17 protein-coding genes and 3 pseudogenes are annotated in these 17,521 nt (G+C 45.2%); 12 read left to right on the forward strand and 8 right to left on the reverse strand.

Features of this window, described 5'->3' with window-relative positions:
* The first annotated feature begins 333 nt into the window (after positions 1–333).
* The 3 genes from DXA15_RS12420 to DXA15_RS12430 all read left to right on the forward strand — a co-directional run bounded on the left by DXA15_RS12420 (position 334) and on the right by DXA15_RS12430 (position 2,871).
* The gene (locus DXA15_RS12420; RefSeq protein ID WP_128134233.1) at positions 334–1,251 is read left to right on the forward strand and encodes a cation diffusion facilitator family transporter; all 918 of its coding nucleotides are present in this window, start codon (positions 334–336) and stop codon (positions 1,249–1,251) included.
* Between the two features lie 145 nt (positions 1,252–1,396).
* Positions 1,397–1,909, forward strand: coding sequence for a cupin domain-containing protein (locus tag DXA15_RS12425; protein ID WP_128134234.1), 513 nt, complete (start codon positions 1,397–1,399; stop codon positions 1,907–1,909).
* Positions 1,910–1,974: 65 nt separating this feature from the next.
* On the forward strand, positions 1,975–2,871 hold the full coding sequence (locus DXA15_RS12430; RefSeq protein WP_128134235.1) for an AraC family transcriptional regulator: 897 nt from the start codon (positions 1,975–1,977) through the stop codon (positions 2,869–2,871).
* Positions 2,872–2,955: 84 nt separating this feature from the next.
* Here DXA15_RS12430 and DXA15_RS12435 read toward each other — a convergent pair whose 3' ends face one another.
* The gene (locus DXA15_RS12435; protein WP_128134236.1) at positions 2,956–3,462 is read right to left on the reverse strand and encodes a hypothetical protein; all 507 of its coding nucleotides are present in this window, start codon (positions 3,460–3,462) and stop codon (positions 2,956–2,958) included.
* Between the two features lie 61 nt (positions 3,463–3,523).
* Positions 3,524–3,706, reverse strand: a pseudogene (locus DXA15_RS12440) (helix-turn-helix domain-containing protein); the annotation flags it as partial.
* Between the two features lie 64 nt (positions 3,707–3,770).
* On the opposite strand from DXA15_RS12440, the pseudogene DXA15_RS12445 reads away from it, so the two are divergent.
* The 3 genes and pseudogenes from DXA15_RS12445 to DXA15_RS12455 form a co-directional block, all read left to right on the forward strand.
* Positions 3,771–4,096, forward strand: a pseudogene (locus DXA15_RS12445) (TolC family protein); the annotation flags it as partial.
* Between the two features lie 176 nt (positions 4,097–4,272).
* Positions 4,273–5,829, forward strand: coding sequence for an alpha-L-fucosidase (locus DXA15_RS12450; protein WP_233567239.1), 1,557 nt, complete (start codon positions 4,273–4,275; stop codon positions 5,827–5,829).
* Positions 5,830–6,063: 234 nt separating this feature from the next.
* On the forward strand, positions 6,064–6,504 hold the full coding sequence (locus DXA15_RS12455) for an AraC family transcriptional regulator (RefSeq protein ID WP_010803285.1): 441 nt from the start codon (positions 6,064–6,066) through the stop codon (positions 6,502–6,504).
* 10 nt (positions 6,505–6,514) lie between these two features.
* On the opposite strand, the gene DXA15_RS12460 is transcribed toward DXA15_RS12455, so the two are convergent.
* The 6 genes and pseudogenes from DXA15_RS12460 to DXA15_RS12485 all read right to left on the reverse strand — a co-directional run bounded on the left by DXA15_RS12460 (position 6,515) and on the right by DXA15_RS12485 (position 13,316).
* On the reverse strand, positions 6,515–7,057 hold the full coding sequence (locus tag DXA15_RS12460) for a flavodoxin (RefSeq protein WP_128134237.1): 543 nt from the start codon (positions 7,055–7,057) through the stop codon (positions 6,515–6,517).
* 15 nt (positions 7,058–7,072) lie between these two features.
* Positions 7,073–9,106: a thiamine pyrophosphate-dependent enzyme gene (locus DXA15_RS12465; RefSeq protein WP_128134238.1), complete on the reverse strand. Its 2,034-nt coding sequence runs from the start codon at positions 9,104–9,106 to the stop codon at positions 7,073–7,075.
* A gap of 18 nt (positions 9,107–9,124) precedes the next feature.
* A pseudogene (locus DXA15_RS12470) lies at positions 9,125–10,494 on the reverse strand (dihydrolipoamide acetyltransferase family protein).
* A 114-nt stretch (positions 10,495–10,608) separates the two neighbouring features.
* On the reverse strand, positions 10,609–11,349 hold the full coding sequence (locus DXA15_RS12475; protein ID WP_128134239.1) for a lipoate--protein ligase family protein: 741 nt from the start codon (positions 11,347–11,349) through the stop codon (positions 10,609–10,611).
* On the reverse strand, positions 11,349–12,698 hold the full coding sequence (lpdA, locus tag DXA15_RS12480; RefSeq protein ID WP_128134240.1) for a dihydrolipoyl dehydrogenase: 1,350 nt from the start codon (positions 12,696–12,698) through the stop codon (positions 11,349–11,351). The genes DXA15_RS12475 and lpdA overlap by 1 nt, the downstream gene beginning before the upstream one ends.
* Before the next feature lie 15 nt (positions 12,699–12,713).
* Complete coding sequence (locus DXA15_RS12485) at positions 12,714–13,316, reverse strand: nitroreductase family protein (protein WP_010803279.1); 603 nt, start codon at positions 13,314–13,316, stop codon at positions 12,714–12,716.
* 265 nt (positions 13,317–13,581) lie between these two features.
* Between DXA15_RS12485 and rpmB the strand changes: the two genes are divergently transcribed.
* The 6 genes from rpmB (at position 13,582) to DXA15_RS12515 (ending at position 17,456) form a co-directional block, all read left to right on the forward strand.
* Positions 13,582–13,821, forward strand: a complete 240-nt coding sequence (gene rpmB, locus DXA15_RS12490) for a 50S ribosomal protein L28 (protein WP_005638129.1) — start codon at positions 13,582–13,584, stop codon at positions 13,819–13,821.
* Between the two features lie 18 nt (positions 13,822–13,839).
* The gene (gene rpmG / locus DXA15_RS12495; RefSeq protein WP_007657199.1) at positions 13,840–14,028 is read left to right on the forward strand and encodes a 50S ribosomal protein L33; all 189 of its coding nucleotides are present in this window, start codon (positions 13,840–13,842) and stop codon (positions 14,026–14,028) included.
* Positions 14,029–14,044: 16 nt separating this feature from the next.
* Entirely contained in the window at positions 14,045–14,197 is a 153-nt protein-coding gene (locus DXA15_RS12500; protein ID WP_005638125.1) for a DUF4295 domain-containing protein, read from the forward strand.
* 194 nt (positions 14,198–14,391) lie between these two features.
* Positions 14,392–15,516, forward strand: coding sequence for a DNA polymerase III subunit beta (gene dnaN, locus DXA15_RS12505; RefSeq protein ID WP_007657184.1), 1,125 nt, complete (start codon positions 14,392–14,394; stop codon positions 15,514–15,516).
* A gap of 10 nt (positions 15,517–15,526) precedes the next feature.
* Positions 15,527–16,300 (forward strand): 3'-5' exonuclease, encoded by a 774-nt coding sequence (locus DXA15_RS12510; protein ID WP_007657182.1) that lies wholly within the window; start codon positions 15,527–15,529, stop codon positions 16,298–16,300.
* Between the two features lie 4 nt (positions 16,301–16,304).
* Positions 16,305–17,456: an iron-containing alcohol dehydrogenase gene (locus DXA15_RS12515; RefSeq protein WP_128134241.1), complete on the forward strand. Its 1,152-nt coding sequence runs from the start codon at positions 16,305–16,307 to the stop codon at positions 17,454–17,456.
* Positions 17,457–17,521: the final 65 nt, after the last annotated feature.

The following is a 17,521-nucleotide window of genomic DNA, read 5'->3' on the forward strand; positions in this document are numbered from 1 at the left end:
TTATTTTAGTCATTCGTTTTTATTGTAATATATTGATAGCTATTTGTTTATATACTATATCCCGATTTGTTTTATGGCTGATTTTATTTGAATCTTTTCTCTTATCTAATGATATAAAAAATACAATAACCTTGTAAAGGTAAAGAATGCAGGAATGGGTTTTCATAAGGTTTTATACCTGATAAGTAGCTGGGAAACAGGATGTGTTGAAAAATTGAGGTAAATTAAAACCAATAAGGAAAAATAGTTGTTTCGTTTGGCTGTGCGGACAGATATATTATGCTTATATTTATCCCCTGTTTGTAAAATCTATTTACTTAATAAGGCTAAGATATGTCACGGGAGAAAATATTGATAAGAACATCATGGATAAGCACGATTGGTAACGCTGTGCTTTCCGTATCGAAAATTATTGTAGGTTTATTGGCTGGCAGTTTAGCCGTATTGGGGGACGGCATTGACTCGGCGACAGATGTAATTATTTCTGTTGTGATGATTTTTACGGCGCGTATTATGAGTCGGCCACCTTCTAAAAAGTATGTGTTCGGCTATGAGAAAGCGGAGAGTATTGCGACGAAGATTCTGTCACTCGTGATATTTTATGCCGGTGTACAGATGCTGTTGTCGTCTGTTGAAAGTATTTTTTCGGACGAGGCAAAAGAGATACCGTCTGCTATTGCTATATATGTTACTGTTTTTTCTATTGCCGGCAAACTTCTGCTGGCGTTATATCAGTATAAACAAGGGAAGAAAATCAATAGTTCCATGCTGACGGCAAATGCTATCAATATGCGTAATGATGTTGTTATTTCATCCGGGGTTTTATTGGGGTTGATATTTACTTTTATATTTAAACTGCCGATACTTGATTCAATTACCGGGTTGATAATAAGTCTCTTCATTATTAAATCATCTGTCAGCATCTTTATGGATTCGAATGTGGAACTGATGGATGGCGTGAAAGATGTCAATGTATATAATAAGATATTTGAAGCTGTAGAGAAGGTGCCTGGTGCAGGTAATCCACACCGGGTTAGGTCGAGGATGATAGGAAACCTGTATAATATTACCCTCGACATAGAAGTGGATCCACAGATGACACTTATGCAAGCCCATGAAATTGCCGATGCCGTAGAGAAAAGTATTGAAAACTCGATAGATAATGTATATGATATTCTAGTACATGTGGAACCTGCCGGGAAATGCCAGACGGATGAGAAGTTTGGTATCGACAAGGGGATGGTAGAATAATCTGTCGACGTGTGTTATTATCCCAATGGTAATCCGTAATTTGGGTATAAATATCTGTAATCCGTCTACAGTCTGGTTGTCACTGTTTCCTTATTTTTGCAACATCGAAAGGAAGATGATAAAATACCATTAAATAAGGAAGCGTATGAAAAATAATTCAGTAATTATCCTGATTTGCATGGCACTCTTTGCAGTGAATGTGTGCAACAGTAAAAACAATAACGGAAATAATCAAACAGTAGAAACAATGGAAGATAAAACTCAGGTAAAAGAACCGGTATTGGGACTGGGCAATCCTATTACTGCTAACTTCAGCGGCGATGCCTGGCTGAAGATGCTTTCCACACAACCGGAATATGATTGTAACATTTATAATGTAACTTTCGCCCCCGGCACCCGCAACAACTGGCATTCCCACGCAGTAGGACAAATCCTGCTTTGTACTGAAGGAGTCGGCTATTACCAGGAAAAAGGCAAACCGGCCCAACGTCTGCAACCGGGCGATGTGGTAAATATTCCGGCCAATACCGTCCACTGGCATGGTGCTGCACTCGACAGCCGTTTTACACATATCGGAATCACTCCGAAGGTAAGCGAAAACAGTGCGGAATGGCTTGGCGAAGTGACTGATGAGGAATATACGGAAGCTGTAAAATAGTCGAAGTTTGACTGATATAACAAAAATCTATTAACTTTGTACTGAAACATTTAAAAGGAAAGACTATGGCTGAAATAGAAAAAATGGATCATATCTGCCAGTATAATGACCGGATAGGGCAGGAAACGTTGCACCCGCTGGTTAGCGTGATCGACTTCTCGAAAGTAGCGGGTATAAAACGTGCCCGGATGAGTTACGGCTTTTATGCAGTCTTCCTGAAAGAGGTAAAATGCGGCGACTTGCAATACGGACGTAATTATTATGATTACCAGGAAGGCACGATGGTTTTCACGGGTCCGGGCCAGGTAGTCGGTGTGTCGAATGACGGAGAGGTGATAAAGCCGAAAGGATGGGCGTTGTTGTTTCATCCGGATTTGATTCGGGGGACGACACTCGGACGCAATATAAAGAATTATAATTTCTTCTCCTATGAAGTATATGAGGCTCTCCACTTGTCGGAACAGGAGCGGCAAATCGTAATCGATTGCCTGAAGAATATAGAACTGGAACTTTCTAGGGGGATCGATAAACACAGCCGGATGCTGATTGTTTCCAATATCGAACTGTTGCTCAACTACTGCTTGCGCTTCTATGACCGCCAGTTCATTACCCGCGAGAACGTAAATAAAGATACATTGTCGAAGTTTGAGAAGATATTGAACGACTATTTTCTGTCGGATAAGCCACAAGAGATTGGGTTGCCGTCCGTGCAATATTGTGCAGACCAGTTACATCTTTCCGCAAATTACCTGGGCGACCTGATTAAAAAGGAAACAGGCAAATCGGCTCAGGAACATATACAGTTGATGTTGATTGACATGGCGAAGGAAAAGGTGCTCGACACCAGCCGTTCTATCAGCGAAATAGCTTATGAACTGGGATTTAAGTATCCGCAGCATTTCACCCGTCTTTTCAAGAAATGCGTAGGAACTTCTCCGAACGAGTACCGGGCGCAGAACTAAAGTATGAGAAATAATGGATGGCATGCAGATTGAATAAATAATTTTAATTTGCATGCCATTCGTTATTATGAAAGATTACTGTTTTTATTTCTTTTTGCGGGTAGCGTAGACTCTTGCGAGTGTAATCCAATTTCCTGCAGGGCTTTTAGCGATGCTGCGCCAGGTGAATGAATTATCGGTGATATCGGAGAAAATCCATTTCATAGCTTTTGAGGTTATTTCAGTGAGGATGATTTCGTCACCTTCCTTGCGTGCTTCGAGACGTGCGCATTCTTCGGGGCATCCGTAGAATATTTCCCAGACTTGTCTTTCGGTGTTGAACAGGCGGATGGTGGTTCCGTAGGCGGCGTCGGGCTGAATATCAATGAGCCGCTCGGCTCTTGAAGGGACAATGAAAACGTCTTGTACGGCCATACCGTCAAGTACCCAGGAAAATATCCATTCGCCTTTCACACGGCGTGGGGTGGAGGTATTGAGGCGGTCATTCCAGTCGAGGTCCCATTCGCCAATGACTTTTCCGAAGTAATTGAATTCTTCCGGTATTCTCTCATTCTTACATTTGCAAACTAGTGCTTCTTCAAATTCTTTCATGATTTTCTGTTTAATAGTGTTCAAAGGTTATTACTCAGCAAATATAAGAAAAAACAACAAACTATTCTACCCTCGCATCACGATAACGTGCGGGGGACATGCCGGTGTGAGCTTTTACAAACTTGCCGAAGAAGGATTGGTTGGGGAAGTTGAACTCTTCTGCTATCTCTTTGATGGATTTGTCGGAGTGTTTCAGGCGGTGTTTGATATGCTCGATGGCTGTTTCGTTGATTAGTTCCAATGGTGCCCTGATGAAAGCCGGCTTGTCCAACGAATCAGCCGTATCGCAGATGGAGGCGGCTTATTACGCGGGATGGACGAACAATGCCGGTTCGATGATTGTAAACCCGGGCAAGTTCCTGGCTTTGGCAGTAGGTTCGCTGACACAGCCACTGTTTGCCCGTGGGGAGATTATCGCCCAGTACAAGATTACCAAGCTGCAACAGGAAGAGGCGGCTCTTGCCTTCCAGCAATCGTTGCTGAATGCCGGAAGCGAGGTAAATGACGCCCTGACTGCTTGTCCAGCCGCGAAAAGAGTTTCTTGCTGGACAAGCAAATCACGTCCCTGGAAGCAGTTACTGAGATACAAAGCGTGATTAATCTCTACAGGGCTTTGGGGGGCGGAAGAGAATAGCCCACTGTTTTTTATTTTTCGTACAACAAAGGAGGGGTTGCCTGGAAAGTGATTTTAGGGCAGCCCGTTTTTATGCCCTTCAGTAATAAGATTATACAATAATAGTCTCTGATTGTACAATTAAGGTGTGAAAAAGAATATCTATTTTTGCCTTCACTTAATCTAATTGTAATATCATGAAAACAATAGTAGGAAATCTGTGTGCCGGATGCGTGATGCTATCTTTGTTGTTTCTCGGTTGCGGACGGCAGCAGGGCGGGAGCAATGCCGACGGGCAAAAAGAAATATATATAACTTCCTGTTTATTTCCAGAAAATGCTTCCGCAGATGAAAAAGCACGTCTGGCGGCCCATGTCGTACCTTCCGAGCGGCAATTGGAATGGCAGAAGATGGAATTTACCTGTTTTATCTGTTACGGCGTGAATACCTTTACCGATGTGGAATGGGGGACGGGGAAAGAAGACCCTTCCGTCTTCAACCCGACTGAACTGGATGCCCGACAGTGGGCACGGACGGCGAAAGAGGCCGGAATGAAGATGATCCTGCTGACCTGTAAACATCATGACGGATTCTGCCTGTGGCCTTCGGCCTATACCGATTTTTCGGTGGCTTCCACTCCCTGGAAAGAGGGGAAAGGAGACCTTGTCCGCGATGTGGCGGATGCCTGCAAGGAATACGGCTTGAAGTTTGCCGTCTATCTGTCTCCCTGGGATAGGAATCATCCGGATTATGGCACGGAAAAATATAATGATTATTTTGTCAACCAACTGACGGAATTGCTGACGCAATATGGTCGTGTAGACGAAGTCTGGTTCGACGGTGCCTGTGGTGAAGGCCCGAACGGGAAAAAGCAGGAGTATGATTTTATGCGCTATTATGCAGAGATTCGACGCTTGCAGCCGCAGGCTGTCATTGCCGTTATGGGGCCTGACGTGAGATGGGTCGGGACGGAAAGCGGTTACGGTCGCGATACCGAATGGAGCGTTTTGCCTGCCGCTGTATCCAGCCTGAATGCCATTGCCGAATCTTCGCAGCAAGAGGCGGGTAGCGGTACATTCTTACCGGAAGGAGATAAAATGGCGCAGGATTTGGGAAGCCGTTCTTTACTGACGGATGCGAAGGGAGCGATTTGGTATCCTTCGGAAGTCGATGTCTCCATCCGCCCGGGTTGGTATTACCATGCCTCGGAAGATTCTTCGGTGAAAACGCCTCAGAAGTTGATAGATATTTATTATAGTTCGGTCGGGAAGAACTCGCTGCTGCTCCTGAACCTGCCTCCCGACAAACGCGGTCTGATCCACGAAAACGATATTTCCTCCCTGAAAAATATGCAACGGATATTGGGAAAGACGTTTGAAAAGAACCTGCTGGAGAATGCCATCCTGTCTTCCGGTAAAACTGCCGAACTGACGGATAACGACCTGAAGACTTACTGGCAGAGTTCCGGAGAAGCCAATACGCTCGAAATCTCTTTTAAGGACGAACAGGTATTCGACCGGCTCCTTTTGCAGGAGAATATCACAGAAGGACAACGTATCGAACGTTTTGCGCTGGAATGCCTGACAAGTGACGGATGGCAAACGGTGGCAGAAGGGACTACGGTCGGATATAAACGGATTCTCCGCTTTGCTCCCGTACGTTGCAACAAGGCTCGGATTATTATAAACGGGTCGAGGGATATTCCACAACTATCGGAGATAGGATTTTATAAGGCTTCAGAAGAAGAAATATAATGTATATATTGCCAGGCTGATTAGCGCGGCAATATTGAAGATCCACGGCAGTGCCTCGTTAAATAGTTTGGCATTTTTGAAGTTGGCGGAAAATGCCTTTTTGAATAAGTCGGCACTGTTGTAGGATTCCGAAATTGCCGCGCTAATCAGCTTGGCAATATTTTTATTTGTCCGGACTTGTTTCTCCGCTTTTTATCCCTTATCTTTACCTGCGTAACTTTAAAAGAACAACGCATGAGCCATAAATTTCCTACCATATCAGTCACCAAACTGTTTGTAAGCATCGACCCTCGTCCGGCAACCGAAGAAGAGCGCTGGATGGGCCTTCCTGCTATTGTTCCCGGTTATCGTCCGAGCGGCAATACGTTTATCGATCATTTTATGCCGTTGCTTCATGCCGGAGGGGCGCTTCCTGTGGAGTATTATGCCAAGGAACTTGAAGTGAGCGTCTCCGATTTAAACGGTGCGATAAAAGTGCTGGCCGGTACGTCGGTCGCGAAGTTTATCGAAGACTATTCGTTGGAGATGGCCAAATACATGCTGGCACATAGTAAATCTGAAATACGGGCGGTGGCACAGCGTTGTGGTTATAGTCCCAGCGGCCTGTTCCGGGTTTTCCGGCGACGCTTTAAGATGTCGCCGGAAGATTGGCGGTGGAACTATCGTATTTCTTGACGAGGAACGATCAGCAGTTAAATTCTTCGTCGGAAGAAGGGGCACCCTTCTCAAACTCGGTTTTTAGCTGTCCGACCCATTTCCGGACTCTTTCATCGGTTTTATCGGACTGGTTCTCTATGTCCAGTATCAATCCGAGGAATTGCCCGTTTTGCAGTGCACCGGATCGGTTGAAATGGTATCCTTCCGGCGACGTTCTTCCAACCAGGGTGGCTCCCCGGTCGGTGAAGGCTTTTGCTAAAATGCCGATTCCATCGGCGAAATTATCCGGATACTTCTTCTGGTCTCCCAATCCGAAGAGGGCGACCTTCTTGCCGGTCAGGTCGAGACCGGTAAGTTCGGGAAGCGTCTCGTCCCAGTAGGTCGGCAATTCACCGTCGAACCAGGTGGAAGAGCCAGCGATGATATATTCATATGCATTAAACTCCTTTTCATCGGATTGTTCGACAGGAATGATATCGACGATATCTCCTCCGAACGCTTCCTTTATCTTTTTGGCGACAGCAGCAGTCTTAGCTGTCGCGGTTCCGTAAAATAATCCTATTTTTTTCATTATTCGTTTGCTTTTTTAGTAATCCAACAATTCTTTAGCCGCCTTATAAATCTTCTCTTCATTCGGCAGGATTGCCTTTTCGAGTATCGGGTTGAATCCGACGGGCGTGAAGAGGGAGCCGACGCGCTGTATCGGAGCATCGAGGTATTGGAACAGTTCGGCGCCGATCATACTGGCAATTTCCGCCCCGAAACCGGAGAAGACCTTGTCTTCATGCACAATCAGGACTTTGCTTGTCTTCTTGACAGATTCGAAAATAGTCTCTTTATCTAACGGTATCAGGGAGCGGAGGTCGATAACTTCGACATTCCGGTTATGTTCCCGTTGTAACCGTTCGGCAACGTTGAGGCAGAGATGCGTGGTATTGCCGTAAGTGATAATGCTCATATCGTCTCCCGGGCGGCGGATGCGTGCCTTGCCGAAAGGAACCTCGAAGTCATCGGGAACCACGGTCGAGGCTTCCACCGCATTATATAAAGCCTTCGGTTCGAGGAAGAGGGTAAACCCTTTCGAACGCATGCTTGTCCGGAGCAGGCCGGCGGCATCATCGGCAAATGAAGGGTAAACGATTCGTGCACCCGGCAAGGTCGTCAGTGCCCCTTCTATCGTTTGCGAATGATACAGGCCGCCGCCGATGTATCCGCCCGAAGCCAGACGGAGCGTGATGTTGGGCGTGAACTGTCCGTAGCTTCTCCAGTATTCATGGGTACATTCCACATACTGTTCGACTGCCGGCCAGAAATAATCGGCAAATTCGGCACCTTCTATCACGACATGTATTTTAGGGTCGAAACGGCACATGCCGTTGGCCGTGCCGACGATATAGTCTTCGGCAATCGGAGCGTTGAAGACGCGGGCGTCGCCAAACTCCTGCTGCATCCCTTTCGAGATGTTGAAGACGCCGCCTTTTTCTTTATTGGCAATATCCTGCCCCCAGATGAACGTGTCCGGATTGTACCGGAACTCCGCTTTCAGCGTCTTGTTGATGGCGGTGACCAATGTTTCTTTTTCTCCCTTTTCATCGTGTGGTATGCCATCTGTATACTTCCGGGGAATATAAGGTTCGGGCAAGACAAAATCGGTAACCGTGGCAGGATCAGGGTCGGGAGCGGCAAGCGCTTTCCGGTTGGCTGCGGACAGGTCTTTCTTTGCTTTGTCTTCTATCTCCTTTAACTCTTCTTCGGTGAAACGTTTATATCGGAGAAGCATGCGGCGGAACTTATACAGAGGGTCTGCCGCCTTTACATAATTCAGCTCGTTTTCATCGCGGTATAACGTATGTTTGTCCGAGTTCGAATGCGAACCGATACGTACGCAGTTGGCCTGTACGATGACCGGCGTACGGTTGAGGGCATACTCTTTGGCCTCCGTCATGGCATTCATGGAGTCGAAGACGTCTTTGCCGTTGCAATGGATAATCTTCAGGTTCTTGAACCCCGAGAAGTTGTCGGCAACCTTGCGGTTGGCGGTCTGGTCTTCTTTCGGGACAGAAATGCCATATCCGTTATCCTGAATAACGAAAATGACCGGCAGGCGTTCAGTGCTGGCGCCGTTGATTGCTTCATAGACGAAGCCTTCGGAAGTGGCCGATTCACCGTGGGAAGTGATGGCAACCCCCTTGTGCCCGTAGTAAACCATGGCACGCCCGACGCCGGCAGCATGCAAATCATGTGTACCGGTTGCGGAGGATATATTTTCGATGTTCCATTCTGTTTTTGCAAAATGGTTGGACATGTGGCGGCCTCCGCCAGTCAGGTCGGTCGCCTTGGAGATGCCGTTGAGTATAATTTCTTCGGGAGTCATTCCTGCCGATAGAACGGTGAGCATGTCACGGTAATAAGGGAACAGGAAATCTTCTCCCTTTTTGAAAACCTGCCCGACCGCAAGCTGAATCCCATCATGTCCGGCGTAGGGAGCATGATACGACCAGCCTAGCGATTGCAGCAGGTAGGCAGGGGCCTTTTCGTCGAGAGCCCGGCCGAGTGTCATCAGATAGAACCACTTTTTCAGTGTTTCTTTATCCGTATTTTTTATATCGTACTTTTTCATGTTTAATTGATTTAATTATTAAAGACTCCAGTTTTCCAGATAATCGGCAATGCGGCGGAGAAAAGCACCTCCCAGAGCACCGTTGATAAGACGGTGGTCGTATGACAGGGACAGGTACATTTTATGCCGGATTCCGATGGTGTCGCCTTCCGGTGTTTCGATGACCGCCGGCTTTTTCTCTATATACCGACTCCCAGGATAGCAACCTGGGGCTGGTTGATGATTGGTGTAGCGAACAGGTTCTTGAATGTTCCGAAGTTCGTGATTGTGAAGGTGCCTCCCTGAATATCGTCCGGCGCGAGCTTGTTATCGCGTGCCTTGTTTGCCAGAGTGTCTATGGCGACAGCCAGGCCGTTCAGGTTCAGCTTATCGGCGTCGCGAACAACCGGGACAATCAGATTCCCGTCATCCAGCGAGACTGCGATTCCTACATTGATATGTTTCTTCAGAATGATTTGGTAGCCGTTGACGGAGGCGTTTACCTGAGGAAATTCGGACAAGGCTTTTGCTGTTGCCTCCGTAATGGCTGGCATATAAGTCAGGCTGATGCCTTCCCGTTTCCGGAATGCCTCCTTGTTGCGTGAGCGCCATTGAACCAGTTTGGTGACATCTACTTCCACGACAGTTGTCACATGGGGCGATACGTTCTTCGACATAACCATATGGTCGGCGATAATCTTGCCTACACGGTCCATTTCCATTACCTTGTCTTCGCTGCCGGCTGATACCGGGGCGGAAGATATTACTTGTGAAGCGGGAGTGGAAGATGCCGGACTTGTCTGTGCCGGTTTGGCCTGTGAAGCCGGAGCCGGTTTACTTTCAGTTACAGTCTGTGAAGCTGGTTGGGATTGCGTTATCATTGTCGCATCTTTCTTTCCCGAGAGATAATCTTTCATGTCTTTTTTACTCAGGCGCCCCATATAGCCGGTTCCGGGAATCCGGTCCAGTTCATCCTGCGATAGATTAGCGTTGCGTGCCATCTGAAGTACGACGGGTGAATACCATCTTTCGTCTTCTTTGGCGACCTGTGCTTTAGGGACGGGGGCGGCGGAAGGTATGTTCTTGTTATTTGCCGGTGTTTCAGCAGATTCTTTTTCGGGAATGGTCGTATGACCGGCTGTATCATTATCCGTATCATCTTCCGAGCCTTCGAGTCCGATGATGGCAACGGTTGTGCCTACCGCAACGGTGTCGCCTTCCTGGAATAATATTTCAAGGACTTTCCCGGCAACGGGAGAGGGGATTTCCGCGCTGACTTTGGCTGTGCTTACTTCAAAGAGTACGTCGTCCTCATTGATAGAGTCGCCGGTTTTTACAGACCAGGAGATAATCGTTCCTTCTGTAATGCTTTCGCCCAGTTTGGGCATTTTTATTTCAAATGTAGCCATAATATAATTAACTTTTATCTTTTTGTTTACCGCCGGATGAATAAATCAAACGGACGTGTCCGGGTTTATTCTATTGTTATAATGGAACAAGGAAGGGTGGGTGAAAGTTCTATATTACAGGGTGTAAGTATTGAAAATCCAGTTTACGTCAGCATATTTTTTATTCCTTAACAACCGGATTTCTTCCAGGTCGTGGCAGGTGAATTCGTATCGGTCGCAAGAGGTGTTTTCGCAGGAGAAATAATCGGACAAAGACAGTTTGAATTCGTCGATGGAAACGGGGATAGGCAGCTTGTCTGACAGGTTGGTTACCGGACTTTTTACTGATGGAACGTAATAAGGATGTGTCGTAACTTCCCCGCCGGTATATTCGGGAGAAGGCTGGAGGGCCCGGTCGAGTATCTCCAAGTCTGTGGAGAAAAGGAGCGTGGCATGATGCAGCATTCTCCGTTTATGGATAGCTTGCGCGCTGCCGGAAATTTTCAGGCCGTCGATTGTCAGCCCCTGCCTTTCGTCGGAACGGGCATGTAGTCCGTAATGTTCCAGAAAGCGGATAATACTTTCGGTGAATACGGAAGAACGTATCTGATTGCTGTTTTCGATGAAAGTAAGGTTCAGGTTTCCCATATCGTGATAAACGGCACCGCCACCGGAATAACGGCGTGCCAGCCTGATTCGTTTTTGCCGGGCATATTCGATATCCGTTTCTGCCCGGATATTCTGGTATTTGCCGATAACGACAGCCGGTTCATTCTGCCACAACATGAAGATATCTTCTGAGAAATTCTTTAAGAGGTATTCTTCTGCGGCAAGATTGAACCAGGCGTCTGTATGGGTGTTATGAATGCAAAGCATTATAAATATAAGCTTTCGTGGATGACTTCCCCGACTGTCGGGTGGGGGAAGATGTTCTTTTTGAATTCTTCGGTGGTAAAGCCGTTCCCGATGGCTATGCCGGCGGCAATAATGATTTCGGAAGCCGGATTTCCCAGAAGATGGCAACCGATAATACGGTCGTCGGTATCCGTTATTAGTTTGCACAGTCCGGCGAACGATTCGTTTTCGGCCATAAAGCGTCCGGAGTAGGTCATCGGTATCTTTACTACATTATATATAATACCGGCAGCCTGTAATTCCTCTTCCGTCTTTCCTACGCTGGCAACTTCCGGGTTGGTGTAGACCACGGCCGGGACAGCCTTATAGCTCATCCGGTCATCGTGTCCCAGTAAGTGGTTGATGGCAACTTCCGCTTCCCGGTATGCAGTATGGGCCAGCATGGAAAAACCGGTGATGTCCCCACAGGCATAGACGTTAGGGTGGGAGGTTTGCATGTATTCATTTACCTTTATGCCGTTTCGGAGAAGTTCGATGCCCAGTGTTTCGATGCCCAGGTTTTTCGTGTTGGCTTTTCGCCCGACACTGACCAGTATCTTGTTGGCCTCGATTGTCTCAGTCTTTCCGTCCTTTTCCACAATCACGCTATCGGGGGTGACTTCGATGACTTTAGTTTCAAGAAAGAATTCGACGCCCTTTTTGGTATATTCGGACCGCAGCATTGCAGATATCTCCTTATCCATCGCACCGAGTATCTCGGGCATCATCTCGATAATCTTCACTTTAACTCCCATGCTGTTGAAGAAAGAGGCGAATTCGATTCCGATTACTCCGCCGCCGATAATAGCAATCGACCGGGGAAGTTCTTTCACATCCAGTGCTTCTTTCGAAGTCCAGTAAGCAATCTCCGACAATCCTTTTATCGGTGGAATGACGGTTTCCGAACCGGTACAGAGCAAAATATTCTTTACCGCAAAAACTTCCTCGCCGCACTGAATCAATATATATCCGTCTTCCTCTCCCCGGATTACAGCTTCTCCCTGTATGATTGTCACGCCGTTGCCGTTCAGCTTGACTTTGACACCCAGTGTCAGTTTTTTGACGGTCTTGTTTTTACGTGCGATAATTTTGCCCAAGTCGAAGCCTGGGGCATTGTCTGCCTGGATTCCGTATTTGGCGGCACTCTTTATATTATCCAGTATTTTGGCTGAATATAATAATGTCTTAGTCGGGATACACCCTTCGTTCAGGCAAACCCCGCCAATGGCATTCTTCTCAAAGAGGATTGTTTTTAATCCATTTTCGGCGGCCCGTTCACCAGCTGTATAGCCGGCCGGTCCTCCTCCGATAATGGCTATGTCATATTTCATAACCTGCAAATTAAATTATTCAAAAGTAAAGAAACGTTCCTGGATGGGATTGAATTCTTTTTCACCCGGCTTTTGGGTCGGTGTTCCGAACGGCATTTGTGCGATAAGCTTCCAGTTCGGATTGAGTTTCCATTCATTTTGCACCTTTTCATCGATTAAAGGATTGTAATGTTGAAGGGAAGCACCTAAACCGGCATCTTCCAGCATCGTCCAGATAGCGAACTGGTGCATGGCAGAAGTCTGTTGCGACCAGACAGGGAAATTATCCTTGTAGCTGGGAAATGCTTTCTGCAAATTTTCAACCACTTCCATATCTTCAAAGAACAAGACGGTGCCATATCCGCAATCGAAACTGGTATTTATTTTGGCAAGTGTCTTTTCAAAAGCTTCTGCCGGAACGATAGCTTTCAATGCTTCTTTGGTGATGTCCCAGAACTTCTTATGATTTTTGCCCAAAAGAAGAACGATTCGTGTCGACTGCGAGTTGAAGGCAGAAGGTACGTTTTTCACTGCGAATGCGATGAGTTCTTTAATCTCATGGTCCGAAATAGGAGAGCTGTTGGTGATGTTATAGTAGGTTCTCCTGTGTTCTACTGCTTCTTTAAAGTTTCTAGTCATAATTTTTACGTAAGTATTTATGTTTATTATTATTACAAGAACCAATAAAGTTGTATTTTTGTTGTACGGAAGCTTGTATGTATTTATAAGTGAAATTTATTGGCGTTTTGTGTGGAATAATCAAAAATAATTTTTACCTTTGCGCCCTGTAAAGAGAGAAACTCTATTAGAATCTTCGTTCTGATCATGATGCTAGTTCGGAAAGGGAAGACAGATAGCAGGAGTTGTAATTAATTTATTGCGTTAATAAAAAAAGAAGATAGCAATGTCTAAAATTTGTCAAATTACCGGAAAGAAAGCAATGGTTGGCAACAACGTTTCTCACTCTAAGAGAAGAACGAAACGTAAGTTTGATGTTAACCTGTTTACTAAAAAGTTCTACTGGGTAGAACAGGATTGTTGGGTTAGCCTGAATATTTCAGCCGCAGGCTTGCGTACTATCAATAAGCTGGGCTTAGATGCAGCAATTAAAAAAGCAGCTGAAAAAGGTTATTTAAACGCTTAATTTGGAGGAAAATAAGAAATGGCAAAGAAAGCAAAAGGTAACAGAGTTCAGGTAATCATGGAATGTACTGAACACAAAGAAAGTGGTATGCCGGGTACATCCAGATATATTACTACTAAGAATAGAAAAAATACTACTCAGAGATTGGAGTTGATGAAATACAACCCGATCCTGAAGAAGATGACTTTACACAAAGAAATTAAGTAATAGGAGATTTTAAACGATGGCAAAAAAAGCAGTTGCAACATTTAAGAAAGGTGACGGTCGTACTTACTCAAAAGTAATTAAGATGGTTAAGTCTCCGAAGACTGGTGCTTACATCTTCCAGGAAGAAATGATTCCTAATGAAGCTGTAAAAGATTATTTCGCGAAATAATCTTTCCTAATAAAGATATAGAAAAGAGGTTCTTCGATATGAAGGGCCTCTTTTTTTGTTCTTTCCTTTCTGCTGAAAAGAACATAAAGATAGCCTCACTAATCAAATATTTTTTTACTTTTGTATGGGCGTTTGTGATATGCTCTGACTATATTGTCAAATAATAAAATTAATAATATAAACAATTAAGAACCATGAGATTTGATGTATCCAGCACTGCGCTGTTATCCCGTTTGCAGTCTATCAGCAAAGTTATTGCGTCTAAGAACTCTTTACCGATCCTCGACAGCTTCCTGTTCGACCTTGATGGTAATAAACTGACTATAACAGCTTCGGATGCTGAAACACGTCTGGTTACTTCTGTTGAGGTGATGAATTCAAAAGGTACCGGACTTTTCGCTGTTTCTGCCAAGATTCTGCTCGATCCGTTGAAGGAACTGCCGGAACAACCGCTTACTTTTGATATCAATGACGAAAACCTGGAAATCTTTATCCATTTCCAGAACGGTAAATATAATTTTATCGGACAGAAAGGGGATACTTATCCGCTCCAAAAGCCGTTGAATGATAATGCAATTGCAATCATTGTGGATTCACAAATGTTGCTGAACGGCATCAGCCGCTCGCTTTTCGCAACTGCTGACGACGAACTTCGTCCGGTGATGAACGGTATCTATTTTGATATTCATACAGACGATTTGACGTTTGTCGCATCAGACGGACATAAACTGGTTCGTTTGCGTAACCTTTCAGTGAAATCACCGGAAAGAGCTTCTTTCATTTTGCCTAAAAAGCCGGCTAACCTACTGAAGAACCTGCTGGGTAAGGAAACAGAAATGGTTAATATCAAGTTTGATGATAACAATGCTTATGTGAACTGTGCGAACTTTGAAATGGTTTGTCGTCTGATCGAAGGTCGTTATCCGAATTATAACAGCGTTATTCCACAGGAAAATCCGTTTAAGGTTACTATCGACCGCATCTCTTTCCTGAATGCATTGAAACGTGTATCTGTTTTCTCTAATCCGGCAAGCAGCCTGGTTAAATTGCAGTTGAAGGAAAGTGAAATGGTGGTTTCCGCACAGGATATCGACTTCTCCACTTCTGCTGAAGAAAAGATTGTTTGCCAGTTTGACGGAACAGAATTGAACATCGGTTTCAAGGCAACTTACCTTATTGAAATATTAAGTAACATCAATTCGGAAGAAGTAATTCTCGAATTGGCAGATCCCTCACGTGCCGGCTTAATTGTTCCTGCTGAAAACGAAGAGAATGAGGACCAGCTGATGCTGCTTATGCCAATGATGTTGAATGACTAATAAATAAGAAATGCAATTAAACCTGAAAAACCCGATAGTCTTTTTCGACTTGGAGACTACGGGTATAAATATAGTAAAAGACCGTATCGTTGAAATCTCTTTTGTAAAAGTTCACCCTAACGGCAAGGAAGAATCAAAGACGAGACGGATCAATCCGGAAATGCCCATTCCACCGGAGTCGACAGCGATTCATGGTATTACGGACGAAGATGTAAAAGATTGCCCGACCTTTAAAGAAATAGCCAAATCGCTGGCAGCACAGATTGAAGGCTGTGACCTGGCCGGATATAACTCCAACCGTTTTGATATCCCTCTACTGGCAGAAGAATTCCTTCGTGCCGGAGTAGATATTGATTTGAACAAACGTAAATTTGTCGATGTGCAGACCATTTTTCATAAGATGGAGCAACGTACATTATCTGCAGCCTATAAGTTTTATTGTGACAAAAGCCTCGAAAATGCTCACACGGCAGAGGCCGATACAATGGCGACTTATGAGATTCTGAAAGCTCAGTTAGACCGTTATCCGGACGATTTGCAGAATGATATTGACTTCTTATCCAAATATTCCAGTTTTACCAACAATGTTGATTTTGCCGGCCGCATGATCTACAATGAAGATGGCAAAGAAGTCATTAACTTTGGTAAATACAAAGGAAAGTTGGTGGAAGAAGTTCTGAAAACAGACCCCGGATATTATTCCTGGATTATGAATGGAGACTTCCCGCTGAATACGAAGAAGATTCTTACCGAAATCAAATTGAGAGGTTTTAATTCGAAATAACGCAATGAATAATTTTGAGTTTGCTAATCCTGTAAGAGTTGTATTCGGGAAAGGTACAATTGCACGTTTATCCGCCTTGATTCCTGCCGGAAGTAGAGTGTTAATGGTCTATGGAGGCGGAAGTATTAAGAAAAACGGAATCTATGACCAGGTGACAAATGCATTGAATGGTTTTGAAGTAACTGAATTTTCAGGAATCGAAGCCAATCCGCATTATGAAACCTGCATGAAGGCCGTTGATGTCGTTAAAAAGAAAAATATTGATTTTCTGCTGGCAGTAGGAGGCGGTTCGGTTATCGATGCCACCAAGTTCATTGCCGCAGCTTATTATTATGAAGGCGAACCTTGGGATATTTTATCCAAAGGCGGTGTGATTAAGAAAGCATTGCCACTGGGTGTCGTATTGACATTATCGGCTACCGGTTCCGAAATGAATGAGCGTTCTGTTATTTCACGTGCCGAAACCCGTGAGAAACTGAATTTTGCATCTCCGTTGGTATTTCCGCAGTTTGCAATACTTGATCCGGAAGTAACTTATTCATTACCGGCGAGACAGGTAGCCAATGGTGTTGTCGATTCATTTATTCATGTCGTAGAGCAATATCTTACTTATCCGGTTAATGCCAAGGTACAGGATGCTTTTTCCGAAGGACTGATGAAAGTGATCTATGAGGAAGGTCTCAAGGTGTTGGATAATCCGCATGATTATGATATCCGTGCCAATCTGATGTGGGCCGCTACCAATGCTTTGAACGTATGGATCGGACAAGGGGTTCCTCAGGATTGGTCGTCTCACCGTATGGGATATGCACTGACTGCCCAATTCGGCCTGGACCATGCACAGACGTTGGCAATACTTTTGCCGGGCGTTATGACATATATGTTTAAGGAGAAACAGGTAAAACTGGCCCGTATGGGTGAAGTGGTTTTCGGTATAACCGGCGGAACGGAAGAAGAACGTGCCCGTCGAACAATCACGGCCTGCGAAGATTTCTTCCGCCGGATGGGGTTGAAGACCCGTTTGAGTGAATGTGGCATTACAGAAAACGACCTGGATGCATTGGCTGCTCCGGTGGATAGACAAGGCTGGCATCTGGGTGAACATCACAATATTGACAGTAAGGTAACGCGCGATATCCTGTTGTTGCGTTTATAAGGAAAAAGATACATCCGGGAGGAAAATTAATTCCATCCGGGAGAAAACCAAATTTCTTCCGGATG

The sequence above is a fragment of the Parabacteroides sp. AM58-2XD genome (assembly GCF_003463685.1).
In the GTDB taxonomy this organism is placed as follows: domain Bacteria; phylum Bacteroidota; class Bacteroidia; order Bacteroidales; family Tannerellaceae; genus Parabacteroides; species Parabacteroides segnis.